A 26,584-nucleotide genomic window follows, 5' to 3' on the forward strand; every position below is an offset into this window, starting at 1 on the left:
TAGTTTTTGCCCAGCCTCTTTATCATTATTACTTTAGTAAACCAATCTAAAGAACATTTTTTATTTCCTTAGTCACCTTGTCTTTTCCCGACTGATAGCAGCAAACTAATTCCCAACATCGCTAACAAGATAGACCCGATTTTAACAAGGATAGAGTCAGTTCTAGTTCCTGTACGAGGTAGCTGTTTGGTAGTAGCCAGCTTAGGAGTTACCCCTTTAGTGTCAGTTTGTTTCGGTTGTTCAGATGCTTTAGGTTCTTCCGGTAATTTTGTCTGCTCAGATGCTTTAGGTTGTTCCGGTAATTTCGGCTGCTCAGACACTTTTGGTTGTTCCGGTGTTTCAGTATCTGCTTTAGGCGGGTCTATTTGAGGAGGTTGTTGAGGACTTGTGTTGGTAATTGCGTCTAAAAACTGTTGCATCACTGCCAGAGTCTGTATTTTTTGAATTTCCACATCCGCATTGGTTTGCGGAGTAGTAGTTAGGGTATCAATTTGGCTTTTTACCAACTCGTCTAGGTATTTGAGATGATGGTCATAATGCTCAGCAGCTTTTTCCTAAATAATCTTCCTACATTCTTCCGCCCGCTGTTGGATGGCAGCAATCGCTTCCTGTTTGGCTCTTTCAAGTAAAATATCCCCGTCCAGCAAAATGCTGTTAACATCTACTAGAAAGATGCGCGACTCTTCTAATTTGTCGGCCGTATCCATAGGCAGACTGGCTTCGATTTCTGCCAATCTTGTATCAATTAAAGCTTTTTTACTAGCATTCAGATACTTGATACCTGCAGATCTTATTTTCTCAATTTCGGCTTTAATCTCCGCCCGTAGAGCTACTAGCTTTTCTTCTCCTGTGGAGGATGTCCCTGCAACCGTCTTCCCTGTATTAGGGGTTAATTGTGACGCCTCCACCGCTTGCACCATAAAACCTCCAACTAGGCTGGTCGCAAAAACGGCTACTGCCACTGAAAAGATTCCTGTCTTAAACTTGCGAATTCCATAATGAAGACAGCGTTGTCGTACTCCTTTTTTTACCCCCCCAGTTTTTGTTTGCGGCTGTATGTTTGCTGCTGATTTCCTTCCATCTTGCATCACTCCTTTTAAACGCTATATTTTATGTGCATCTGCGGACCTGTTCCTATGTTCTTTCATAAAACATTATAATGCAAGCTGAAGGCTTTTTTCACGATGTAGACAAAAAATAGATAAAAATCAGACACCCCTTATTTCCAAATGGAAATAGGGGCATCTGCCTTATAAAAAGACGGAATATTCCGTCCTTGACTCACTCTCTCATCGCTACTGCCTTCTCTCTTTGAAAGTCCTACAACCTCTTAATAAAATGATACTTGGTAAGGCCTTTTCGGGGGACATCATCAAGAGAAGCATACATCTCATAAGCCATTTTTAGATAAAAATCTTTGGCTTGATAAGACTTAGTCGACAAGGTGATACTGCTGGCTCCCTTATCACGCGCCACAGACTCCAGTTCCCTGATTAGCTCTGAACCCAAGCCTTGACCTTGATATGACTCTGCAACGACCAGAGCCTTGATATGAATGTTTTCTAAAATCTTCTGCGCATGGAGCAAGCCCTGCACCTCTCCATCTTTTTCCCGAGTCAGATAAAAATCTTCCGGTTCCAGCTCGTCCCTACCCACCGCTCCAAAGTGAGCCTGGTATTGCCGGTAAAAGACTTCCCGAACCAAATCCTCTTGTTTCATTCTCTAGCCTCCCTGTAAAGAAAAGAGCTGGTTCTCCAGCTCCACTTGTTAATACAAATCCAAATAATTATCAATTTCCCACTGGGAAACGTAAGTGGCATAGCTTGCCCATTCAATCTTCTTGGCTTCCACAAAGTTGGTGTAAATATGTTCACCCAAGGCTGCGCGAACCACCTCATCCTTACGAAGTGCCTTGAGGGCATTGTGCAAGGTTGACGGTAAATCAATGATACCAGCCGCTTTACGCTCTGCTTCTGACATAACGTAAATATTTGTTTCAACCGGAGCAGGTGCAGCAATCTTATTTTCAATACCATCCAAACCTGACTCCAGAAGCACAGCAAGTGCCAAGTAAGGGTTAGCAGTTGGATCCACCGAACGCAATTCCAAACGAGTACTCATCCCGCGAGATGCCGGTACACGAATCAATGGAGAACGGTTTTTCCCTGCCCAAGCGATATAAACGGGTGCTTCAAAACCAGGAACCAAACGCTTATAAGAGTTGACTGTTGGGTTCATAATAGCTGTATAGCTGTAAGCATGCTTCATCAAACCGCCAAGGAAATGGTAGGCCGTTTCTGACAATTCCATTCCGTTTGGATCTTTAGGGTCGTAGAAAGCATTCTTGCCTTCTTGATCAAAGAGTGACATATTGCAGTGCATCCCTGAACCAGCAATGCCATACTTAGGCTTAGCCATAAAAGTTGCATACATACCATGCTTGCGCGCAATAGTCTTAACAACCAATTTGAAGAGCTGAATCTTATCGCAAGCGCTCAAAACGTCATCATACTTAAAGTCGATCTCATGCTGACCCACCGCACACTCATGGTGACTAGCTTCTACTTCAAAGCCCATCTGGGTCAAAACATTGACAATCTCGCGACGGGTGTTATCCGCCAAGTCCGTTGGCGCCAAATCAAAGTAGCCACCCTTATCATTCACTTCAAGAGTTGGATTGCCATGCTCGTCAAGTTTGAAAAGGAAGAATTCTGGCTCTGGCCCAAGGTTGAAAGATTTAAAACCAAGTTTTTCCATGTGGCGGAGTGCTTTTTTCAGATTGGAACGAGGATCCCCTGCAAATGGCTTGCCTTCAGTTGTATAGACATCACAGATCAAACCCGCAACAGAACCATTTTCATCACCCCAAGGGAAGATTGTCCAAGTATCCAAATCAGGATAGAGGTACATGTCAGACTCATTGATTCGCACGAAGCCTTCGATGGATGAACCATCAAACATGGCCTTGTTAGATAGAACCTTATCTACTTGCTCCTCAGTCGCTGGAATCTCCACATTCTTCATGATGCCCATGATGTCTGTAAACATCAAACGAAGGAAAGTTACATTTTTTTCCTTAATATCGCGTTTGATGTCCGCTACTGTAATTGCCATAAACGTCTCCTTTTTGACTGTAAAAAATTAACTGATTCCTAAATTTAGGATGAACGAAAGATGCTGCTAGGACTTGAAAAACGTCCTTGTTTACGAAATTCATCATGTAAGATACGACGGACATCTTCATCAGTCAGGCTTTGTGTTTGTTTGTGAACTTTCACCTCGCGACTAGCGTATTCTTTCTTAATCGCTGCGATGTTCAAACCCTCATCCAAAAAGTCCTTAATCTCCAGAAGAAGATCCATGTCGTTCAAAGAGTAAAGACGACGGTTCCCCTCGTTACGGTCAGGCTTAATCAAGCCTTGATCTTCGTAGTAGCGGATTTGCCGAGCGGTCAGGTCAGTCAGTTTCATGACACTGCCGATAGGAAAAATCGCTAAGGAACGGCGTAATTCTCTTTCTTTCATAACGAACTCCTTTCTGCCTACCATTATAGGGTAAATGGCTACCCTCGTCAACAGGATATGTTATGTTTTCTAACATCATTTTGTCTGAAAACGTTTTTTTATTTGATTGAGGTCATAATTGACCAAAATAGCTATAAAAACACCGATAAATGTTTCAAATACCCGAACAAAAACATACTGGATTGTATTTCCGTCCGGAACTGACAAGGTGATAATGAGCAGAGCTGATACACCGCCGATGATCCCCGCCTTGTTATTCATGGCCACATTTGTCATGATGGTCAACATGACAAAAATGGGTACAAAAAGAAGTGTAGCCCAGAATTGATTGTGGAGCCATTGATCCAAAAGAAAGAAAGCCAGAGCAAAGAACCCACCAATAGAGTTGCCCAGTATGCGGGAAGCTCCAAAGTGCACACTATTATCAAAATCCTCTCGTAGGCTGAACACCGCAGACAAGGCTGCTATCTGCACACCCTGCCAACCAAAAAAGCCAAAGAGCAGGATAACCAAAAAAACCGCTATTCCTGATTTAAGCGTGCGCATACCTAGTTTAAAAAGTTTTGGGTTAAATCGATATTGCTTAAACATATCTCTATTCTAACACGAAACTACCAAATAAGAAATGAATTATATGAAGAACCCCAAAAAACGGTAGACTTCCAACTCTTTCGCAACCGGAAAACCTTATCAGTCACGTTCACAGAAAGACTAGCCTATACAGTAAAAAAGAGTTGGTTCCCCAACTCTTTTCGTCACATATCTTTCATGCGCAGTAGCTGAATGGCTTTCACAGTTTGGGAAACTGTGAAAGGTGGGAAATAAGGATTGGGAAACAATCCTCAATACTTCGCTACGCTTGTGACCAACCTATTCAACATTGCGGGGTTCAAATAGTCCAGTGGACTATTTGAAGTTGTCACCCAATAAAAACAAAGTGACAAGCTACGGAATCATTTTTGACAGAAGCTTCGCTTCTTCTATTTCCAACCTCAAAATATCTCCCAGATATTTTGAGATAACTTACCGCCTATTTTTCAGTCAATGCTGCAAGACCAGACAAGACTTTATACCTTGCTAGACTTTCTAACTCGCCTAGCTTCGTAGAAACTCTACGCGATGCACAAAATGCAACGGAAATCCGTTGCATTTTAGCCTTCAAGTCTATTTAACTTATTTCTCTGTCAAAGCCGCCAAGCCTGGTAATACTTTTCCTTCGAGCAATTCCATTGATGCACCACCGCCCGTTGAGATCCATGAGAATTTGTCTGCACGGCCGAGGTTGATGGCTGCCGCTGCTGAGTCACCACCACCGATGATAGATTTCACGTCTGGTTGTTTCACGATAGCGTCCATCACACCGATAGTACCAGCTTGGAAGTCAGGGTTTTCAAAGACACCCATTGGGCCATTCCAAACAACTGTTTTGGCACCAGTCAATTCTGCATCAAATTTAGCGATCGATTTTGGACCGATGTCCAGACCAAGGAAGCCTTCAGAAACGGCTTCACCTTCTGTATCACGAACCACATCGTAGCCAGCAAAAGCGTTGGCTTCTTTTGAGTCAACTGGCAAGATTAGTTTGCCATTTGATTTTTCAAGCAATTCTTTAGCGATGTCCAGTTTGTCTTCTTCCACCAAGGAGTTTCCGATTTCAATACCTTGTGCCTTGTAGAAGGTATAAGTCATACCACCACCGATCAGAACCTTGTCGGCTTTTTCAAGAAGGTTTTCGATAACACCGATCTTATCTGATACTTTTGAACCACCAAGGATGGCGATGAATGGACGAACTGGATTGTCAACAGCTTCTTGGATGTAGGCAATTTCATTTTCCAAAAGGAAACCAGCCACTGCTTTTTCCACGTTTGCAGAGATACCAACGTTTGATGCGTGGGCGCGGTGAGCTGTACCAAAGGCATCGTTTACGAAGATACCATCACCAAGTGAAGCCCAGTATTGACCGAGTTCTGGATCGTTCTTAGATTCTTTCTTGCCATCCACATCTTCGAAACGAGTGTTTTCAACAAGAAGAACTTGACCGTCTTCCAGCGCATCAATAGCAGCTTCCAATTCAGCTCCACGAGTAACGCCTGGGAAAGCAACTTCTTGACCCAATTTAGCTGCTAAGTCAGCCGCTACTGGTGCAAGAGATTTGCCTGCCTTGTCTGCTTCTTCTTTGACACGGCCTAGGTGAGAGAAGAGGATAGCACGGCCACCTTGCTCAAGAATATACTTAATAGTTGGAAGAGCTGCGGTGATACGGTTGTCGTTTGTGATAACGCCGTCTTTCAAAGGCACGTTAAAGTCCACACGAACCAAAACTTTCTTGCCTTTCAACTCAACATCTTTAACAGTCAATTTTGCCATGAGATATAGACTCCTTAAATTTTTTTACCCCTCTATTGTACCATATTTTCTAGTTTTTTTCTTCTCTAAATAAATTTTTTCACAAGGGTTTTCATAAAAGCGAACATTTGCTTTCTAGACACCAAAAAAGGGAAGCTCAGCTTCCCTCAATAATGCCTTATTTAGCGATTTTTGCGAAGTACTCAAGAGTACGAACAAGTTGAGCTGTGTAAGACATTTCGTTGTCGTACCAAGATACAACTTTCACCAATTGCTCACCGTCAACTTCAAGAACTTTAGTTTGAGTAGCATCGAACAATGAACCGTAAGAGATACCTACGATGTCAGAAGAAACGATTTGGTCTTCAGTGTAACCGTAAGATTCAGTAGCAGCAGCTTTCATTGCAGCGTTTACTTCTTCAGCAGTTACTTTCTTGTTCAATGTTGCAACCAACTCAGTTACAGATCCTGTTGGAACTGGAACACGTTGTGCAGCACCGTCCAATTTGCCGTTCAATTCTGGGATTACAAGACCGATAGCTTTTGCAGCACCAGTTGAGTTAGGAACGATGTTTGCTGCAGCAGCACGCGCACGACGAAGGTCACCACCACGGTGTGGTCCGTCAAGAACCATTTGGTCACCAGTGTAACCGTGGATTGTAGTCATCAAACCTTTTTGAACGCCAAATGCATCGTGAAGAGCTTTAGCCATTGGTGCCAAACAGTTAGTAGTACATGAAGCACCTGAGATAACTGTTTCAGTACCATCAAGGATGTCGTGGTTAGTGTTGAACACGATAGTCTTAACATCGTTTCCGCCAGGTGCAGTGATAACAACTTTCTTAGCACCGTTAGCGTGGATGTGTTGCTCAGCAGCAGCTTTAGATGTGAAGAAACCAGTTGCTTCCAATACGATTTCTACGCCGTCAGCAGCCCAGTCAATTTTGCCTGGCTCACGCTCAGCAGAAACTTTAACGAATTTACCGTTAACTTCAAAACCACCGTCTTTCACTTCCACAGTACCGTCGAAACGACCTTGAGTTGTGTCGTATTTCAACAAGTGTGCAAGCATTACTGGGTCTGTAAGGTCGTTGATACGAGTAACTTCAACACCTTCTACGTTTTGGATACGACGGAAAGCAAGACGTCCGATACGACCGAAACCGTTAATACCAACTTTAACTACCATGAATGATTTCCTCCTTATGAAAATCGAGTTGTTTTAGTTTAAAAGGCAAGCCTTTTAGTAGATTGTGAAAACCGTAACATGTAAATATACAAATTACTTTTCAACATTTCTATTATATACTGATTTCCAAAAAAATGCAACTGCTTACCGGTTCATGTATGTGTCTGAATTTTTGGGAAAGCTCAAAATCCCTTTAAAACCCTAAGAAAGCAGATAGTTTTCACTTACGAAAAAAGACCGAAACAAAGTTTTTCTTTGCTTCAGTCTTGACGTGATTGTTTGCTTTGTGCTACAATACTGTTTGACTGATTAAGCAAAGTCCGTTTTTGTCTTAATCGGTAGTGTAGGAGTTAGCGCTCCTGCACCTTTTTTCGTTTTCTTAATAAAATTATTGTATCACAAACCATACAAAAACACAAGCAAAACATGACGAAAAAGCCCCTAAAAATTTCATTTTTTAGCGGTATTCTATGGTTTATCTGTTAATAAATGTTACTTTGCATGCGTCAGCCATCGACCGTTCTTATGACCAGAACGATAGCGTCTGATATTAGGTGGTTCTTTTATCTTCTTGTTGGCCCTTCCTGCGCTAAAACGCTGGTTCTGGTAAGGTTGATAGGATTTGCGCCAATCCCCGAAGAATAACTCATCTAGTTGGTTTATCCGCTCCAGGAGAATCATCTTAGCCATCGTACAAGCTCCCTTAATCGACCAATACATCCCTCTATGTTTCATGCGATAAGTGATTTTACGATGTTGGCTCTCCATCACACCGACACCCTTATGAGATAAATTTCTTAGTTTAGCTGGCTTGGTATCCTTAAAGTTGCGTATCATCTTCTGTCGGAAGCTATAGTAAGTCTCATACTGTTCTTCTGTCTCAATGAGGGATTCTACCGTATCTAGTACTGTGATGAGTAGAGGTTTCTTGTGAGTCTGGATAGCTTTCTGAGCTAAATTGTATAAGGTTTCTGGATAGGGTTTGAAGAAGGTCTTCAGTTTCTGATTCAGATGGTACTCATCCCAGAAATGTTCATGACGTTTAATACCCAGTGCCTTTTTGATTTCTTGAAAGGTGCGCTTGGTATAGCCTTTCCCGTTGTCTGAATTGGTAATAAGGATAGTTTGGTCTGTAATCTCAAAGTGGTTATAGAGATAGTCTAGTAACTCTTCTTTAGCTTTATCGTGATTTTTATGGACAATCTCATGTTTATTGTCGAGGATATAGCGATTCCTTCCTACCTTCTTGGAACCTGTATGAATCAGAAAGTGGGCTAAATCGGTGTTAAAGCGTTCATCTCCAGCTGAGGTTGTTTTGACCATCACACCATCCCCTTCTAGGTAGATTTTATTTACTTTGACTTTTTCTGGTGCTTGTTCTTCCTCCAGGTAAAAGCGGTAACGCTCTTTTTCTTCCAAGAGTTGTCCGGATACTTTAGTGGCTTTCAACACGGCATCCTTCGTTACTTGAATACGGTAAGCATCCCATACTGTTCGACAAACTTCCCTATAAGATAGTTTTGAGGCATGTTTAGCCATATGAAAGATGAGTTCAGGAGAATAGCGCATGTATTTCTTGAGACCTAACCAGTCATCTACTGGATAACGAGTTTTCTGTCCTCTTCGCCAACGGTTTCGTGAGAAGGTGATTTCTCCGAAAGTAAAGAGAATGGTTCGTTCTGTGGCATCGACTCGTTTATAGCCGTTCTTTCGCATAGTTGGAGCGATAGACTCATCATACTCCCTGATTCGTTTCAAAAACTCTTGCTTGCGCCATTCATCCATCTCTTCCACAAAGTGTCGTTCATTAAATGTCATCATGTCATCTATTGTACTCGATTTGAAAATGATTGAAAACAGTTTTTGTTTGTAACTCTTTACAAATCTATTTTTTCATGGCATACTAGTCTATAGAGTTGTTTTTCTTTCTTTTCTGTATATTTACTAGTACAATTTTGCGTATACAACAGGGACAACTCTACTTCTCACTTCACTGTGAGAAGTTTTTTTCGACTAAAAAAGCCGAGGCACTCAATATTTTGGATGCCTCAACTTGATAAGAAAGTAATATGTAAGCACGAAGGACAGCGTGCGCAGCTGTCCATATAGGAGATAATGGACTCTTACCTGGAGTCCACAACATGAAAAATAGTTTCACACTGTTAGAACATATAGCCATGCTCATACTATATGCATTAACAGTAAAGAGGATGGAGTATGCGGTGACATTCTCCTCTTTTAGTATATTATAAAGGCAGACGGATTGTCAACTAATATACTAAAATATTTCTCTTTACTACTGTACAATCCGAAGGATTCGTGAGATACTATCCTTATGGTTGTCTACACACTTTAAACCTTTCTGACGAATACCGTAGACACCTACTTCTAGCTTCCTGACTGGAAGCTTTTTTCTGTACAAAGAAAAACACCCAACAGGTATTGGGTGAAAATTGGGGTCTCTATAAAGTGAGCACGAGGTGACAACATATAGCTACCTTATATACTATTTAGAGGTCAAAAATAATCTGGGGAGATTTTTTAAACCATTTAACATAACAGTTTTAAGCTCTGCCAAGCCGTATAGCCGTGCTCATACTATACGCTCAAAATTGAGTAAAAAGTGAATGGGATCTGTGTCTTATGACAACGCCATCCATCTACAGTATGACACACTTCTACAAATCTGTCAATTGTTCTGTTCTTTCTTTTAGTGCTGCCTCTCGCTCCTTCCAAAAAATACCAATATCTCTTTTTAATTGTTCCTGTTCTTCTTGTGTCATACCATCCTGGACAATTGCTTGATAGAGTACTTCCTCAGGGTCTCCTTTGATAGAAGAAATAAATAGACAACGGTTAGAGTTTGACTCTCTAGGTTCTGTATACAGTTCATCTTTTTTAAACATAGCGCTCCTATTTTTTGATACGGAAACGATAACGCCATCTGGCATAGTCACACAACAAGACACACTGATTCCATCGAGAATAATCATGTTGAATAAAACAGGCACTTTCGAAAAAATGAGTCACTCCCCTTTGGCTCCAGTTCTCTCTCGTAAGAAATTGCCCCCTACTTCTACGGCGCTGTTGCTTCTTCTGCGTGAATACTTTACGGATACAAGCTAAACGAATCATTGGCTGGTAGTTATTCGCTTTGGTATACGCTGAGCTTGGAATATTGATCAGCGCATCACGGAATAACTCTTCCCAATCTTGAGGATGTTCATGACGATAAGCCCTCATTCCCGCTTGTAAGTCATTGGGAAGTTGAAAGTCAATGATATCTCCTTTGAGTGTTTCCACTCGAACATAATAATAATTTTTTCCCATGACTTCTCCTAACACCTAGTATATCATACCTACAATCTTTTTTCTTCCAGTGCATGCTTATGAGCTTGTTCTCTTACACGGACTACATCTTGCAGTTCACGGTAATTGGTATACTCTCTCAAGGTATCATTGAAGAATTCTTGAAGCGCTCCTTTTTCAATATCATACTGCCGAATGAGTTGGGAAACATCTGATAGACTGACGTCTCTTGGCAGATCCATCTCGTCCAATAGTTGAAGTGCAGGCAAGGTATTCTCTGGCGTTTTTTCTAAGGCAAGAAGTGCTCCCTCGATTTTATGATAACGAGCTAAGCGACCATCTAAGCGTTTCAATTCTTTTTCTACATCGGCTATTTTTTGATTAAAGCGTTCCTCCAAATGGCTAAACTGTTCTCCATCAGTCACACCATGTTGCACTAGGAAATTATATTCCTTGATTAATTCTCTCATGGATGAAATATGAGGATTTTTTGTAATGAGCACCTCACCATTTTGTTTAGCTAACTGTCTTGCCACAGTCACCCCCATCATGTACCGATTCTTCTCCGAGTAGTCAGGATTGAGAAAATAAAAATAATCTTTTTCCTTAATGTAGATGGTGTATGAACCATCTTCTTTTTTATCAACCTTATGAGAAGGAATCAGGATGGTTCCACTATCTAAAGCTCCCATATCCAGTTGAAGATAAATTCCTTTTGGGCTTTCTTGTTCGACTTGCCAAGAAGCCACATCTAGTTTCAATTCAAAATCCAGTTCCTTTTCTTCTCTATACTGTTGATACATTTCTTTTATGTTGGATGTAGGAACAGTAAGTTGATTTTTTGAGACCCTCTCTTTGATTTTTTCGAGGGTGTAGAGTCTTTTCTTAGATAAAGTGTCGTCCCTGGTATTTCTTTCTTGGAGCTTCCCATCCAAAGGAGTAAGCAAACGGTATTTGACAAACTTACCAGAAAAATCGATTTGAACCTCAAGAGCCTTTGCCTTTTCTTTGAAATCTTCTAACGAGGTAGAATGTTTCAAGAGAAAATCCAGACGTTGTTTTAACTCATAACGAAAATTATTTTGCCTGCGCCAGGCAGAATATTTAGTATAAGAGTTTTTCATCGTTGGCTCAATAATTTTTGCGCCATACTTGGCCGCATGTTTATCTGAAATAGCCCGTAAATTTTTTAGAGTATTTTTCTGCCAACGTAATTTTTTTAGCGTTGAGCTATTGGTCGTATTGACGATGATATGATTGTGCAGATGATCTCTATCTGTATGAGTCGCAATCACAAATTGATAATCTGGTCCTAGAAACTCAAGCATGGTTTTCCGACCAATCTCATGAACCTGTTCTGGAGTTAGATTATCTTCTGGCGAGAATGATTGGATAATATGATGGGCAAGCACTTGTTTATTGTCTGTCAATTCTTTTAAGTCATCGTCTCCTTTATGAAAGGCTGCGGCTAGTTTTGTGAGAATCATTTCCTCATCTGCAATAGATACATCCTCAATCTGATGACCAGAAACCAATTGAAAATGTAATTTCCCATTTTTCGATACAATTGGAAAGGGGAAATCAGTTTTTGTTTTCATAGGCAGAACTGTTTTAGCTTCTTTTAGTATATAGGTAACTGCACGTTTCAGATTAGCTGGAGTCTTAATTTGGATTGGTGGTTTAATGGCTACCATTCATCTATATCCATCCTTACTATTCGTTTTCTTGCTTGGAGACTTTGCTTTTCTTCGCTGGATAATTTGGCTGAAACCATTTCTCGAATTTCCGTTAGATGACCCAAGACTTGTTCTAACATCTCAGTAGAGGTGTGTTGGTCCTCATTGGCCTGCTTGGCTATTTGGTTGATGTTGGCCCCAATTCGATTGATAGCTACTCGAAGAGCTTTCAGCTCTGGAAAATCAATTTGAACTAGCTGACCATGAATCAATTGATTTTTGGCATAGTATTGGAAAGACTTTGCCTTCATCTGTTCCATATTCTTTTCTATTTGTTGGTATTCCTCCTTCGTGAAATAAACCTCTTTACGTAATTGTCTTTTACGCCTATTCATATTCTGTGGCATTCAATCTTTCCTCCTATCCTAGTAGAATCCGTGCTTTTTTAATGAGGTGCCAACCCCTACCTTTCTTCCGGCAAGCGTAGCATCTGCCCGGGCAAATGCGATATTTAAGAAAGTCAGAGAAGGTCAAAAATATATTTTTCCCTTCTCTCCTTTTTCATTTTTGGGGAAGGCCCCAAGCCCCTAGTGCTCAATTTTTGAGCAGCACTTCTCAAAAAATGATTGTTCTTTTTAACGGCTTCCCCTTAAAAATTGTGTTGCTTTGGAGAAAAAACCAACTGATTTTTTACAGGAGGTCTCCTCATTTTTGATTTTGTTTTGAAAAATAGTTTCCGCTAATTGACCTCGTTGTCCGTCCGTTAATGGGTCAAATAATGAGTGGCCGATTTGAAGTTCTGTAATGAGAATGGTTTCTCTTAAGACCTCTTGAAATTCCTCATCGCTGACTTCTTGAAGGACTCTTTTGTTTTCTTCTACCCAGTCAGACAATGAAGGTTCTTGTAGTAAGAAGTCATCCTCTTCTTCGAGTTTGGCTAAAATGATTTGTCGTGTCAGACGATGAGCTTCTGGGACAATTGCTTGGACAATATCTCCATCCAGTACTGGCACGAAGTCAGATAGGATGAGAATGAGTTGGTGTTCTTGTTTTGGTGTCATGATACATTTCCTCCTTGGTGATTGGTTGTTTTTAAGGTGACCTTAGGCGGTGTTGGAACATCTCGATTGGTCATTTCGAGATACCCTTTTCCTTTTTTGAGGTAGCTTCTGCTTGCCTCTTTTCCTGTAATTCTTTGAGTTGTTGGTCTGATTGTTCTTTAAAATGATTTAATTTATTTTCAAACTGATGTTGGGTTTGTTTAGTCTGAGATAAGCGTAAGACTTCCATTTCCTTATCCATGCGCTCAATCAAACTTTTAGCTTCTTGTTGGACAATATCGAGCTGTGCTTCTAGGTCTCTCAGCGTGTCTTTATCTTGCGACCAGCTCGCTAAGTAACCGAAGGAATAGTTAGAAGTATCCAGTCCATAGTAAGATGCAACCACATACGCAACGCTTTCTGCTTGGAGTTCTGCGGTGCTTCTTGTCAGTTGGTCTTTCTGTGGATGGTCCTTGTGATGGAGTTCAGAATGAGCCGTCTCATGAAGGAAGGTTTTGATGAGTTGCGACTTATTCATCCCAACTTTATTTAAGACGATTTGGTGGTTGACTGTGTCATAATATCCTTTCCTACTTTCCTCCAATTCCTCGAAGCGAACGGAGACATGATTGTTTTTTGCAATTGTCATCAGGGTTCGATAAAGGTTGCCGTAGTCCTGATCAGTTAGTTGGTCTTTGACATCTGAAATAGCTTTCGGCATCTCTTTTCCGTCTGTTTGACTGACATCGAAGACTGCAGCTTTGAGACGGAAGGTAGTACCTATTTCTGGTTTTCCATCCTTATCTAAGATAGGTTGATTGTTCTCGTCTTTCTTGATATAAGTGATAGGGACAAAGATACGAAGGGCCTTCTCCCCTTTTTTAACATGGCGACCAAACGTTTCTTTCCATTGCTTGAAAGAAGCAACTTGACTAGCTGTTGGCTGTTGAGCAAGAATGAGACGAAGGTTGCGACTGGAGTAGTTGTTCAGTTGACTCATCTTAGTTAAATAGTCTTTGTATTTATCCGAATCAAGATACTCTTTAATGCCGTCTTTTAGGTGACGGTTTAAGCCAGCGATGTCTTGATTTTGGATTAAGTTTGCGACAACTAGGCTACTGTCTTCTACCTCTTGTTCTTCTCTTTCCTCTTGGTGTTTAGTAGCTGGTTGAGAGCGAAAATCGTAAGGGTTACTTCCTTGTTTTTTCTCTTCTTCATCTGAAATACCATCCGCATCAGAATCCATCATGGAGACTGGTAGAGCTGGCTCATCCTGTAGTCTGTCAGAAGAAAGGCTTGTTATGTTTGTTTCTTCTTGCATCGTTTGTAAGGTCGAAAGAGTTTCATATTGTTTATTTTTTAGGACGGTCATCATAGACTGTCCACCATCTTTTACATAGTCTGGATGGATAGATAGTTGTTCGATAACGCCGTCTCGTTCACGATATACTCCCAGGACAACTTGTTCTTTTCCTTCTAGTTCTACAGATAGTTTTTCTTTTATTCGCATGACGGAAGCAGGAACCCCAATACCATCTACATCTCGAATAGCTAGCAACAAATCTTCATCATCTGTCTTGATTGCTTGTTCCAAATCAATCTTATGAAACTTCTCTACCGTTGATAAGTCATTAAAGACAAAGGCTTGAGATGACAGAATATCTGGCAATAGTGGCAATACCATGGATTTATCTTTGATGGAATGTGAAACTTGTATATTGCCATAATCCCCCTGTCCATTCGCAAAATCATAGACAACTTGCTTCATCTCAATTCCCTTAGGAGAGATACCTGTCAGGTGTGCAAAATTTTCATCAGAGAATTGCACGTCTAATCGTCCAATGCCGTCTCTATCTTGATAGAGATAGGTAATTGTACTTCCCGCCACTTCATTCAAATACCACTGAGCCGTTGCTTGTAGTCCTGGCGCAAATTTATTGAGTCGCCTCAATTCGCCATCGGTAATCACATGGTAACCTGGTTTTAGAGTTGACATCCACTCTCCCTTAGTGGTAAACTTTAAGGGAGCAATGACAGGAAAATCAGGTTGTGATTCGTTCACAACAGGCTTCGATGCTGTCCTTGGAGAAAGATCTCCTAAAGAATCGGGATTGCGATGTAAATCGCCCGCATTGCTAATAGGCTCTTGACCTCGGTCAGGAGCTTTTTCTTTTTGGTCTAAGCTAGCTACTTGTTCTTGTTGTTCCTCCTCATCGGCTATCTCTTCTTCTAGTTGACTGGTTCTTATATCATCTAAAAAGTATTCTACTGGTGTAAGCCAATCTCGTCTGACGGGATCTAACTGGGTGAGGAAATCAATAACTCTCTGCACCTCCTCTGTATTTGCAGACCAATCTTTTAAGTACTCAACAACACTTGGTTTATCAGAAAATATGGCTGAAGAATATAGCTCCTCTAATGTAGGTAAGTCTCCTCTTACCGCTGTCAAAAGGTAATCTTCTGCTATTTTTGAGGTTTGAAGCTCTTTCTCCTGTAGTTGTTCATTAATTTGTCTATCCAGCTGGTCGATTGCTTGATGTACAGATAAAATCTGTGACGATTCAACTCGTTGGGTATCCAATGCTAAGGAGAGACGTCTGGCAAATAGTCGATCTAAGTCAGTTGTGATAAACGGTTCAACTATGGCTTCTAATTCAGACGCTACTTTGGGAGGTGATGGCAGATGGAGATGTTCCTGTACAGTAGCTGCCATCCTCTCAATCCAATCGAAATAATGTTCTTCTGCTGTCTTTGTTTTTTTAGACCTTGTTTCCTTTCGGTGTGGTTCAACTTCTTTGTTTTGAGTGAGGCGTTTATTTTGATGTTCCATTAGTTGTCCTTTCTTTTTTAGCTGGAGATAAGCGTTCCAGTCCATTTTCTCCTCATTAGTTGCTAGAGGTGGTCTTCCATCAACAACTGGAATCTTTTTCTCCTGTAGCTGATCAATAAAGTCTTGACCAGCCTTATCATTGTCTACCGCAAGAGTGAGGAAATCCTGATGGGCGTTATCATGAAATACTTTCGTTAAGCGAGCTGTTTCAGATAGAAAGTTTGACGCTTGACGTAAGTCTTTCGATTGTGTGTAGTCCAAAGTGACTTCCTTTGCTTCGCCTCTTTCCTGGAGAACTTCCATGGCATAACGAGACAGTGTTCCCTCCTTTAAACCATCCATCGCAACTAAACGGACATCCTCTAATTCGTCCTTATGGAGCTCATAATAGCTCATCAGGTCAATTGGAGCTTCCGCCACAATCAAACGCTTAGGAGAGCCGATAGTCACGTTTAAACCGGCGATTCCTTCTGATTGATACATGATTTTCTTGAGATAGCCTTTACCTTCGTGACGGTCTGGAAAAGGAGAAAGACCTTGTAGGCTCGCTCCGACGATGTGATGGTTCCGATCCAGAAATTTAAAGACGAGGACATCCTCCACGTAACCATCTCTATCTCGGTAGCTTGCTTCTGCCAGTATTCCCTTTTCCAAGAAGAAATCAATCGTCTCATCAGACAAACCTCTCGTCTGTTTGAGGTAGCTTCTTGCTTTCCTGAAGGGTTTCTCGTAAGGGGATAGCGTGTACCTAAAGGGTTTACGCTCTTCTTCTACAATGGTGGCTTCAGGAAAATTTCCTGTTTCCAGAAAGGTCATCGCCTCCTTATAGCTCACACCTTTTATTTCTTGAACTAAGCTAATGGTATCCCCAAATTTTCCGGTTCGAGAATACCAGTTCCAGGTATTTTTTACCGTATTGATTTTAAATGAGTCGTGTTCTTTCCAGTAATATTCCTTGTGCGAGCTCCGTTCCATCTCCATTCCGAGGCGTTTTGCGACCTCTAAGATGGACAGAGCCTTGGCTTGTGCTTTTGTAAAGACCATACTTATTCTCCTTTTAGTAATCGACGAAACCGTTCATATTCTTCTTTTGTAGCTTCTAATGGATAAGCTAGAAGAGGTTCTGTTCGGTCTCTTGTTAGAAAGAGATGAGGAGCCAATCGATAGAAAGTTGCCTCGTCTGCCGTCTGAATGAGTTTCCAGATACCTGGGTGTTCCACAGTCAAATCTTCTGTTTCTAGTGCCAAGACCTGGCAAATACTTTCAAAATAGCCTAGTCTTACCTGTGTTTCTGTCATTTCTTCTTCCTTTCTACTTAAGCTGCAGTTAGCTGTTCAAATGTTGGGGTCACATCATCTGTATATAGCAATAGTCCGTCGATATCTGTTCCCAACCGGACATAGTCATACCAATTCTCATCCTGTGGAGAATGAGCAATCTCTACGTGCCTTGGGTGGTCATAGACACTGGCTTTTTGGTCTTTAAAGACATGTTGCTTGGAGATAAAGACCAAGCCTTCCTCAATACCGATACGAGCCACCTCATCTGGTGTCAATAGAGGACGGCCTTGGATTTGCTTATTTTCTCCAGAAGAACCATTGCGATAGCTATGTGTTTTTGAGGTGGAGCGAGTGCGTATCGTCTGCTTCCCGCTCCTGGTCGAGTAGTATTCCATGGTGTCCTTGTCGTTAGTCCCTAAAAAGACATGGGTTGCGCAGTTATTAAAGATTGTTTTCCAGTCACTCTTATAAAGGGACTCCAATTGGTTCACGGCTTGGATAATGATTTTAATGGACATCTCTCGACTTCGAATAGACGAAAGAACTTGGGCAAAGTTTGGAATCCGGCCAATTTGCGCAAATTCATCTAAGATAAACTGAATATGTCTTAAATTCTGTCTGCTATAACCTGGAACCTTTCCTTGTAAAATGGCATCTGCCTTATGGGTCAGCACTTCAAAGCCGACCGCAAAGAGGATAGAAGATAAGAAGTTAAAGGCGTTATTGGTTTCAGGAATCGCAATAAAGACAGCGGTCTTATGGGTATTCCAGGTATCCATTTCCATCGTATCGGTGCTAATTAAGTTTCTGACATCCTGGTGATCAAAGATGGAATAACGAGCTGATAGAATCGCAACGACACTGTTTCGAGTCTCGCCTTTAAAGTTCTGAAAGAGTTTCCACTGCTTATAGGCATAGTTACCTGGTTGGTGTTCTTCTAGCTCTTCAAACATCTGCTCAACTGGGCTTGGATTATCCGGATCTTCTCGATACAGATGGCGTAAGAGGTCGGCCACATGTCCCAAATGAGGGGTGTAGTGAGAAACACCTGTTTTCGGATCCTTAGAATCAAAATAAAGATAACCAATGAGCGCCCGCTGCAACATGAGTTCTGCCTGTACCCAGAAATCTTCTCCCATATGTTCACTCTTTTTCGTTCCTTCCGTAATAGCTTCTGAGATTCGATCAATATCCAGCTCAGACCTCATATACTCAAATACATTAAAGCGATCGGAGTTTGTTAGGCGAATAAGGTCAAAGACCTTGACCGCATAGCCATGCTTTTCTAACATCTTACCAGTTTCGTGAACCAGGTTTCCTTTGGGGTCTGTGACCACAAAATTAGAATTCAGCTGCATAAGATTAGGCAATACAAAGGTAAAGGTTTTTCCGTCTCCTGGAAGACCAATGACAATCACATTTTTATTGAGTTGGACATGATAGGCTAAGCGAAAATTAAAGAGACCCATCTTAGCTCGTTTGGTGAAAATCATGTTCTTGTCTATTTCTCTATCCTCAAAACGCTTCATCTCTTTTAAGGTCGCAAAGCGAGCACTCCCTTGTTCTTCTCCTGTTCGATAGACCTGTCTGTCTCCTGAGACATAAGCCAATAAGGGAAGAAGAAAACCAAGGAGACCTGCATATAGGAAGTGTGGTTCAAGTGAGAAGGTCAAGGAGAATTGTTCTAGATGTTCCACTAACCACCTCATCCGAAGCATCCCCATAAAGGGAACGGCATCTGTCGACAGGAGGTAATAGCGATAGAAGGATTGGAAACAAAGACATAAGAAAAGCCCTACAAGTAAGTAGGGCCAACTGCTTCTACGATTCATCGCTCTTTTTCCTTTCCGAGGTCTTTTGTGACAACAGGTGTCAAGCCTGTATAGACCGTATGGGTCTTATAGTAGGCGATTTTTTCTTCTGGTGTCATCTCATGGGGTTTGCGAAGAATATGGTTTGCGAATGTTTCGGTAGCTTTAGGGTCTTTTGTAATGTCTGAAATCATCTGCTTCAAGGCTTTTTCTACCAAGAGACGATTTTTTGTTTCAAAGAATAGGAGGGTTTCTTCCTCTTTTTGATAGTAAGTAAAGCCAACCTTATGTTCTTCTAAATAATGCTTGAGTTTTTCTAAATGGACCTCACTATGTAGGAGGCGCTCCATATCCTTTTCACTAGCTGCTGCCATAAAGTCATTGAAGCGGGTTTCTCCCTCGAAGGTCCGATGTTCCATCTTATATTGGCGGTTATCATGCAATGCTTTGGCTACCGTATAAAGCGCCGCAATCACGTTTTCTACTGTTATTTTCCCTTTTAGTGCTATGGAATGGGTTGTTTTTTCTTGATCCATCTGATTCTCCTTCTATGGGTAGGCTGTCTCTTTGGGATGGTCTACAATCAAGTAGCCATAGAGAGAGGTAGGTTCTACTTGAAGTGTTAGCTCTAGGCGCTTTTGTTGGTTTGCCCCATCTTCTTTTAGAGAGAGGACGTAGGTGAGGTGATACAGCTGGTCTTCCGTTTGTTCGACATTCTCCAGAATCACGGACTGGAGTTGACCTGGTTGGTGGTTTAGCTGGAGTTTGGAGGAGACAAAATCCCCTAGTTCTGCGACTTCTGAATAGTAACGAGGAAGGAAATAGCGGACGACTGCATCCAGATGTCCACTTTCCTTTTGGATGGTTTTTACGGTCTCTATTTGATGAGAGAGTGTGCGCATTTCTTCTTTCTGATCTAGAACCAGAAACACAGTGTAGCCTAAAGCAAGGAAACTAACCATTAACATCCCAAGTAAAAGAGAAGGTAACAGACGTAGGGATTTTCGTTTTTGGACCGTTTCTTCTTGTTGAGGTCGTGATGAAACTTCTGGCTCTTGTTTTTGCGACGTGCCCCTCTTCCAAAACGGAAGGGGCTTTTCTGTCGGCTCTTCTACCTTTTCCTTTCTCAGAAATAGACCATCTGCGATGCCGTCAAAGGGAAGAAAAATCTCTTCTTGAAAAAGAACGACTCCTTTTTTATCCAATTCTTCCACTAAAAGCAGACTTTGAGCTTCCTGATGTTTGACCTTGGCATTTTCTCTATCCAGAGCTTGGTAGACCAAGTCCTTATTCTTGTAGGTCGTTATCGTGTCCAAGGTCAGATTGGTTAAACGGTACATGTTTTGTTTCTCCTTTCAGCTTTCCTTCTTCTATCTGGCGCTTAATATCTGCCCAGGTGAGGTGGTGTTTTGCCAAATAATCTGAGTGTTCTTCGTATTTGGCTAAAATGATTTGGGTGTCTAGCTCTTTGATTTTCTCCTCCTCTTTTTTGGCTTTAGCGAGGAAGTCTGCTTGTTTTTCTTCTGCTTTTTTACGTTGTTTTTGTAAGTGTTCTAATTTAGTCATGGGTTTCTTCTCCTTCTATTGATTGGGTAGGTTGGTTAAGGGTTGGTAGCGCTGCGGTTTGATCAGCTGTTAAGGTATCCACAATGAGGATAGGTTCAATACGATTGACCAGGTATTTATTTTCCTGTTTGATATAGTGGATGCGGAGCGTCGTTTGAGAGTACACATCCACCTGGGCATTGGTATAATCATTTTTCTTTTGTAATTGCGTTTGGGTATAGGAAACCTGGGCGAGGACATCGTTATTTTCGCTATCGATGTAGATAGTTGCCGATTTGAGTTTGGTATCTACCACATAGCCCTTATAGGTTTGATTGGTTGGTTCTTCTTCGGTATTTACTTCTTGGGTATAGGCTGCTTCTGTCATAAAGGGCAGGTAGCGGTTTCGATTCTCTCCCAGGTCCTTCTTTGTAAAGTAGGCACTGAGGAAGGATTTGATATACTCTTGTGTCAACTCTCCTCCTTCGACTTGTTTGGCTATTGGTGGCTTTTCTGCCTTTGTGGGTGCTTTCGAGCTACCAGCCACACTAAACCAGAACACTAAGCCAAGAACCGTTACCGCGGCCATACCTAGTCCAATGAGCTGTAAGAGTTTCAGTTTTTCTGTATCGATCATTTTCATTTGATGTCTATTTCCTTTTTTCTTTTATTTTGGTTTCGCAAAGCTATAGTATGGAGCTGGACGACAGACTCGCCAATGAATTTTATCCTGGACACCGCCCCAGTTGCACTCAGACACAAGAAAACTTCCATCTGGGTTAACAGCTTCCACAATCCCTACATGCCCATACTGAGGAGGAGTTCCGTCAAATCCACCGACTGTAGAGACGACTGCCCCTTTTGTTGGCGTCATGCTATAGGACCAACCTTTAGCCACTAAGTTTCTGACCCAATCTTGCCCATTTCCAAGATAGCCATAGCTTCCAGATAGGTCTGTGATAGACCCTAGTTCCACAAGCCTATTGTAGCTATACCAGGTACACTGACCAGGTGGATAACCACTCCCTGCTTGTGTTGTGAGAGCTGCTTGACTAGGGAAAATAGTCACTTGAGACCGGTAGGCTTCCGGGAAATTCCAAGAAGAAGCTACACCACCTTCTCCAACAATCTGTTGGGTTAAAAAGGCATGGATTTGTTTAGCATTGTGTTGACGTTCTAAGAGTTTGTCACCAGCATTTCCTTCCCATTGATGGAGAAAGCGTTGGGTGAGTGTGCCCACATCCTCGTTACTGGTGAGGATTTCTTTGACGATAGTCACATAGTAGGGACTATCCCCTTCCAACATAAAGTCAAGCTGTAGTTCTAAGTCATACCACTTCTTGCCTTTTTGTTGGGCGTATTGCCGAAGTAGGGTATGCCGTACAGAGCCATCTGCCGTATCCGTCCATTGGCCTAAACCTAAACCTCGCTTTAGGATATTCGGATAAGATCCGTTATATATACTAGGTCCGCCCATATCTAACCAAGCTGGGTCATCCCAGGAACTGGTACTTGCCCCCACAGGAGGGCTGAGATAGTCTCCTTCTGCCCGCTTTGCGGTGATATTGCTTTCCGTCGCAAAGTTTCCTAACATAGCTGAAAGGCCATTATCTGTTAAGGTGGGAAGTTTCGATTTGAGATAATCTCGAATCCTACGAGATTTCTGCCCTAAGTCACCCTCTAAGGTTGTGAGAACCGAGGTCGTCTGATTATAGGTGACCGAAGAAAAGTAGAATCCAGGATTGACTGCCGTCCATTTTTCAGGCGTTCGAGTCGTGGCTTCTGCTTCTCTTTTTTGATAGCGGATTTCTTGGTAACCATCTGTTGTAACTTTACCTATTTCTTCTCCAACCATAACACTTGACTGATCCTTTACCCGAATACTTCCGACCGCTTCGTAGGTAAAGATAGCCTCCTTGGTTGAAATACGAACCTGATTTCCACTAATGGCCACCTTCCCAGCTAAAGGAGCTCGTAAGGTTTGACCGGCGGTTGCCTTTAGCTGGGTCTTATCATACAGTTCAGTTGGGGAGGTATAACCAAAGCGTTTTAAAATGACAAGGGGCTGTCCTCTTGTGTCTTCGTTTTCTGTAGAGAAGGGATTGGCTAATTCTTCGTAAAGAGGATAGCGTCCAACTTCTTTGGATAGGTTGATAAGCTCTTCGTATTCCTTTTGTTCGCTCTTCCCTAGCTTTGTCCACTGTAAAGAAGAGCTAGAGCCGGTTAAATCGAGCATGGTTTTTAGATTGTGAGGGTCGCTGTTTAGATGATTCCAAATATCATCTAAGGCATCCGAATAGTGATTGAAACCTAAAAGAGCACTCACATCTCCCCCCAATCCTTCTTTCCAGGGACTTTCTGGGTTCCATTCACTACCATAACGGTAGTTCATAAAAAAGAGAACGTCGTCGATATTGGTCCAATAGTCAACCGTGTCTGTGGACTTCTCTCGATCTCGTTTAGACACTTGAAGCCAGGATTGATTGAGATCAAATTCATTTTGTTGGACAGGACCACTTCCGGCAAAAATACCCATAAACAGAGAAACAATGCCAAACAAAAGAAAGAGGATAAAGTAGGATTTTATCGCTAAAGGATTGGCTAAGACCGATCGGATAGGATTAGAAGCAACACGTAGAACAGTTGTTGTGCCTTTAGCGACCTTTCCCGCCTTGGTTTGAGCCAAGCGGTGTCTGACGTTTTTCACTCTCTTTGAGAGCTTATACTCCCACGAAAACTCTTTCGGAGTTCGAGTAAACCCACGACCCCTGGTAAAGTTATACGCACGGTTTGCCTGGGCATAGATCTGCTTGATGGTGTACTTTCCAAGCTCTTTTCCACTATGAAGAGCTCGTTGACTAGTTGCCTTTTGATAGCGAAACTGTCGGATGTCTTGTCTAGCTTTAACCCAATCATCCAAGATGTCATTGTCTCGAATGACCTTTTCCGTATCATGTCTAGTTTTGACATAAGCACCTTGTTTCGCCCTACGCTTGATCCGATTGGGAATATAGGTACTATCTGCCTTTTTACTTCGTTTATAGATGGTTTTAGCGACTTGTTTATCTACTTTCGCTTTATCTAACTCCTTCTTAAAATAAAGAGCTCTCGCAGTAGGTTTCGGTCCTTTATGAAGGCGATAGTCTTTCTTAGCTTGCTTATAGTTTTTCTTGGCCCGTTGATAGGTTGATCTGGCATCTAGTCGAGCTGTTTTCGGCACCTGTCCTTTCATCTCTTGGACCTGTTTCTTTACTCTGGATTTCCCTTCTTTCTTAAGTTGTTTTGGATCACTATCGTACATAAATATTCACCTGCTTTCTCATCAGGCATCCGTTGCGACTAATTGATAGAGCTTGGTATGTTTGGGAATCGGATTTTCAAAAGGTACAATGGTATCGCCAGCCACAATCAAGCCTGTGCCTTTAGCTTTAGGTCGCAAGACAAAGCGCTCTAAGGATGGGGTTAGATGGATAATCTGTGATAAGACTTCTAAATCTGTTCGTTTGAGTTTTAGAAGCGCTAAGAACTCGCAGTTGGCCACTAGTTTCCTTCCTTCTTCTGTAGAGAGGACTGTTTCAGGGTTCTGAGTAATGCCTATAGGTAGCGCCCCATATTTACGGATTCTAGAATACAATTCGGTAAAGAAGGTAGCTTGTAGACTGTGTTTGAAGTAAAGCTGTAGCTCGTCAAAATAGAGCCAGGTTGTCGTTTCTCCCTGATGGTTCACAACTTGGTTCCAGATATAATCCTGAATAACCAGTAAGGCAAAGGGTTTTAACTTTCCGCTTAGTTGCTTGAGATTAAAGATAATAAAGCGGCTGTCCATATTGACATTGGTCTGATGGGAGAAAATATCATTGGAGCCCATCGTATAAGGTTCAACCTTTAGAGCAAGCTCCTTCGCTACTTGTTCTGGTTGTTGGAGTAAGATGGCTTGCCAGTCTTTGAAGGTTGGTTGATCTACTGTCTCATAGGTTTGTTTGGTGACACGATCAATCATGGAAAAATCATCATCCGAGAATTCCGTCAAGATATTTTCAAACAAGGTAGACAACAGATTGACCTTTTGTCCAATAGGGTCACTATCTTCTACCTGTAATTTTTCTTTATCTGGAAGGTCCAATACATTAAAGTGATGGGGAGAACCTGGAGAGACCGTTATGATTTCTGCCCCAAATTCTTGACCAATATCCAAGTATTCTGCCTCAGGATCCACAATAATAATGCGGTCTTCTGTATACCGTAGAAGAGTCGGAATTATCTCTCCAGCCTTCGCAAAGACTGACTTCCCTGAACCAGATATACCAAAGATACATCCCGAGGGAGTATTGAGGTCTTTCTCTCGGTCTAGGGTAATGGGGTTCTTAGACAATTGATTTTGACCATAGTAGACCGCACGTGGGCTACTAGAGCGTAAATCCACATTGGTAAAGGGGACTTGGGTAGCTAAGTTACTGGTCGTCACATCCCGCATAAAGCGACGTTTGACATTGATAAAAGGGATACCAATTGGAAGAATGGTATTGAGGGCTTCTTCCTGATAGAGGTAACATTTATCCAATTCAACGGTATTCTTACGGACAGATCGTTGAACCTGTTCGGTGTAGTCGTTTAATTCTTCTAGGCTATCAGCCATCAGATAGACCGTCATCACTCCAGAAAACATTTTCTGGTCATTGTCTTGAAGCTCTTCGGTCCACTTTTCTGTCTCTCGAGAGGTTTCCGTTGCCTTTCCTCCAGCAATCAACTCTCCAGGAACTCCTGCTTTAGCTGCTTCTTTTTGACTCTTGATCAATTCACGTTTTGCGCTCGATTGAACTGTTTTGACCTTTTTCATAGCAGCCGCAGTATCATAGGGTTTAGCGTGGAGACTAATGGCTAATTCAATACCTGTATCCAGGATATTTTTAATCAGCTTATCATTTAAGAAAGTCGGATAGTCCCGCACATAGAGCACTCTGGCATAGGCATCGTCTATTCGGAAATGATCCTTGTCAAATTTAATGTAATTGGGCGCAATAAAATCCCTGGTTGATAAACCAGAGATGGCAATGTCTTCGTATGTAAAATCTAAGAAGGCTTCTTTTCTTAAGATCTTTCGAAAAATTAAGAGACGGTCTAAGCCATCCATCTCTTTAAAAGAAATACCAATACTACTATACTGGCTTTCTATCACATTGGCCATATCATCTAGAATTCGTTTAGCTTGATGGTCTTGGTTGGCTTGCGTGGTAATGGTCACATATTTTTCGATTTTAAAAGTATTTTGATCATCTGAAAAACGATCCGTGATCATCTCATTGTATTCTTTCCGATAATCGTCATAGCCATCTCCTGTTAGCTCGTATCGAAGAGAAGAAAGACTGGTCGTTTCGACTCTCCGATTGAGAATCAGGAGCTGGAGATCATTGTCAATATCTAAGGATTGAAAAATATCCGCATTGGTCTCGATAACATCGAGACGCTCATCATCCGTAGCTGTGATATAACTCGTATCTCCTAAACGATAGGTTTTAGAATAGGTATCACTCGTTACTGTCATCAGGCCATCCGGTGTTAGCCATTGGTAGTTCAAGGTGTTTTGCGTGGAGGCAGTCATGGTTCGCCTGAGACGCTTAGCCCGCTCTCTTTCTGCTTTAGAGAGTTTCTGGGTTTTCTTTTGGTTGAATAAACGCATTAGCAGCATAGTCCTTTCTATCGAAATCTGTTTGGTAGGTTCGTTCTTGTTTGGCGAGGAAGAAGCGCAGTTCGTCTTTTATCTTCTCGTCGATGTGGTTGCCAAAGATAACAAAAGGAGCAAGAAACAAGAGGGCAATACTGTATATGAGAAAGCTCGGTAGTTGGAGCCAAATCATGGTGGCTGTCAGAATGACGGTGAGGATAATTCCAAATAGTAAAACAACTTGCCTCAATGTCATATAACCCCAAATGGGACGCTCATAGTTATCTAAGGCTTTTAGAAATTCACTTCCTAAGCGTGTCATAGATCTCCTTTCTTTATGTGGTATAATTAAAAATAAAATGATTTGAA

24 protein-coding genes are annotated in these 26,584 nt (G+C 41.7%); all 24 read right to left on the reverse strand.

Going from position 1 to position 26,584, the window contains the following annotated elements; translation table 11 throughout:
- Positions 1–68: 68 nt before the first annotated feature.
- On the reverse strand, positions 69–452 hold the full coding sequence (locus INT76_RS05860) for a hypothetical protein (protein ID WP_212569602.1): 384 nt from the start codon (positions 450–452) through the stop codon (positions 69–71).
- A gap of 102 nt (positions 453–554) precedes the next feature.
- Positions 555–1,088, reverse strand: a complete 534-nt coding sequence (locus INT76_RS05865; RefSeq protein ID WP_212569603.1) for a YSIRK-type signal peptide-containing protein — start codon at positions 1,086–1,088, stop codon at positions 555–557.
- Positions 1,089–1,320: 232 nt separating this feature from the next.
- Positions 1,321–1,719 (reverse strand): GNAT family N-acetyltransferase, encoded by a 399-nt coding sequence (locus INT76_RS05870; RefSeq protein WP_212569604.1) that lies wholly within the window; start codon positions 1,717–1,719, stop codon positions 1,321–1,323.
- 48 nt (positions 1,720–1,767) lie between these two features.
- Positions 1,768–3,114, reverse strand: a complete 1,347-nt coding sequence (gene glnA / locus INT76_RS05875) for a type I glutamate--ammonia ligase (protein ID WP_212569605.1) — start codon at positions 3,112–3,114, stop codon at positions 1,768–1,770.
- Between the two features lie 44 nt (positions 3,115–3,158).
- Positions 3,159–3,524, reverse strand: coding sequence for a MerR family transcriptional regulator (locus INT76_RS05880; RefSeq protein WP_044676848.1), 366 nt, complete (start codon positions 3,522–3,524; stop codon positions 3,159–3,161).
- Positions 3,525–3,599: 75 nt separating this feature from the next.
- Complete coding sequence (locus INT76_RS05885) at positions 3,600–4,115, reverse strand: FUSC family protein (protein WP_212569606.1); 516 nt, start codon at positions 4,113–4,115, stop codon at positions 3,600–3,602.
- Between the two features lie 582 nt (positions 4,116–4,697).
- On the reverse strand, positions 4,698–5,894 hold the full coding sequence (locus INT76_RS05890; protein WP_212569607.1) for a phosphoglycerate kinase: 1,197 nt from the start codon (positions 5,892–5,894) through the stop codon (positions 4,698–4,700).
- Positions 5,895–6,051: 157 nt separating this feature from the next.
- Complete coding sequence (gap, locus tag INT76_RS05895) at positions 6,052–7,062, reverse strand: type I glyceraldehyde-3-phosphate dehydrogenase (protein ID WP_212569608.1); 1,011 nt, start codon at positions 7,060–7,062, stop codon at positions 6,052–6,054.
- A 492-nt stretch (positions 7,063–7,554) separates the two neighbouring features.
- The gene (locus INT76_RS05900) at positions 7,555–8,880 is read right to left on the reverse strand and encodes an ISLre2 family transposase (protein WP_212573030.1); all 1,326 of its coding nucleotides are present in this window, start codon (positions 8,878–8,880) and stop codon (positions 7,555–7,557) included.
- An 860-nt stretch (positions 8,881–9,740) separates the two neighbouring features.
- Positions 9,741–9,968: a hypothetical protein gene (locus INT76_RS05905; protein WP_212569609.1), complete on the reverse strand. Its 228-nt coding sequence runs from the start codon at positions 9,966–9,968 to the stop codon at positions 9,741–9,743.
- A 7-nt stretch (positions 9,969–9,975) separates the two neighbouring features.
- Positions 9,976–10,392, reverse strand: a complete 417-nt coding sequence (locus tag INT76_RS05910) for a DUF7679 family protein (RefSeq protein WP_212569610.1) — start codon at positions 10,390–10,392, stop codon at positions 9,976–9,978.
- Between the two features lie 29 nt (positions 10,393–10,421).
- Entirely contained in the window at positions 10,422–12,065 is a 1,644-nt protein-coding gene (locus INT76_RS05915; protein ID WP_212569611.1) for a relaxase/mobilization nuclease domain-containing protein, read from the reverse strand.
- A complete protein-coding gene (locus tag INT76_RS05920; RefSeq protein WP_172001681.1) occupies positions 12,059–12,454 on the reverse strand; it encodes a plasmid mobilization protein in 396 nt (131 codons plus the stop codon). Before INT76_RS05920 ends, INT76_RS05915 begins: the two co-directional genes overlap by 7 nt.
- 228 nt (positions 12,455–12,682) lie before the next feature.
- Complete coding sequence (locus tag INT76_RS05925; protein ID WP_212569612.1) at positions 12,683–13,108, reverse strand: hypothetical protein; 426 nt, start codon at positions 13,106–13,108, stop codon at positions 12,683–12,685.
- A 70-nt stretch (positions 13,109–13,178) separates the two neighbouring features.
- Positions 13,179–16,961 carry a PBECR4 domain-containing protein gene (locus INT76_RS05930; protein ID WP_249116132.1) on the reverse strand — a complete coding sequence of 1,261 codons (3,783 nt, stop codon included), beginning with the start codon at positions 16,959–16,961 and terminating at the stop codon, positions 13,179–13,181.
- 2 nt (positions 16,962–16,963) lie between these two features.
- A complete protein-coding gene (locus INT76_RS05935) occupies positions 16,964–17,215 on the reverse strand; it encodes a hypothetical protein (protein WP_212569613.1) in 252 nt (83 codons plus the stop codon).
- A gap of 17 nt (positions 17,216–17,232) precedes the next feature.
- Positions 17,233–19,029, reverse strand: coding sequence for a VirD4-like conjugal transfer protein, CD1115 family (locus tag INT76_RS05940; protein WP_212569614.1), 1,797 nt, complete (start codon positions 19,027–19,029; stop codon positions 17,233–17,235).
- Positions 19,026–19,544, reverse strand: a complete 519-nt coding sequence (locus INT76_RS05945; protein ID WP_212569615.1) for a hypothetical protein — start codon at positions 19,542–19,544, stop codon at positions 19,026–19,028. Before INT76_RS05945 ends, INT76_RS05940 begins: the two co-directional genes overlap by 4 nt.
- A gap of 12 nt (positions 19,545–19,556) precedes the next feature.
- A complete protein-coding gene (locus tag INT76_RS05950; protein ID WP_212569616.1) occupies positions 19,557–20,348 on the reverse strand; it encodes a hypothetical protein in 792 nt (263 codons plus the stop codon).
- A complete protein-coding gene (locus INT76_RS05955) occupies positions 20,296–20,574 on the reverse strand; it encodes a hypothetical protein (RefSeq protein ID WP_024380958.1) in 279 nt (92 codons plus the stop codon). Before INT76_RS05955 ends, INT76_RS05950 begins: the two co-directional genes overlap by 53 nt.
- Positions 20,567–21,196 (reverse strand): hypothetical protein, encoded by a 630-nt coding sequence (locus tag INT76_RS05960; RefSeq protein WP_212569617.1) that lies wholly within the window; start codon positions 21,194–21,196, stop codon positions 20,567–20,569. Before INT76_RS05960 ends, INT76_RS05955 begins: the two co-directional genes overlap by 8 nt.
- A 24-nt stretch (positions 21,197–21,220) precedes the next feature.
- Positions 21,221–23,854, reverse strand: coding sequence for a phage tail tip lysozyme (locus INT76_RS05965; RefSeq protein ID WP_212569618.1), 2,634 nt, complete (start codon positions 23,852–23,854; stop codon positions 21,221–21,223).
- A gap of 21 nt (positions 23,855–23,875) precedes the next feature.
- Positions 23,876–26,230, reverse strand: a complete 2,355-nt coding sequence (locus tag INT76_RS05970) for a VirB4-like conjugal transfer ATPase, CD1110 family (RefSeq protein WP_212569619.1) — start codon at positions 26,228–26,230, stop codon at positions 23,876–23,878.
- Positions 26,190–26,537: a PrgI family protein gene (locus INT76_RS05975; RefSeq protein WP_024399446.1), complete on the reverse strand. Its 348-nt coding sequence runs from the start codon at positions 26,535–26,537 to the stop codon at positions 26,190–26,192. The genes INT76_RS05970 and INT76_RS05975 overlap by 41 nt, the downstream gene beginning before the upstream one ends.
- Positions 26,538–26,584 lie beyond the last annotated feature (47 nt).

Source organism: Streptococcus oriscaviae (assembly GCF_018137985.1).
Classification (GTDB): Bacteria; Bacillota; Bacilli; order Lactobacillales; family Streptococcaceae; genus Streptococcus; species Streptococcus oriscaviae.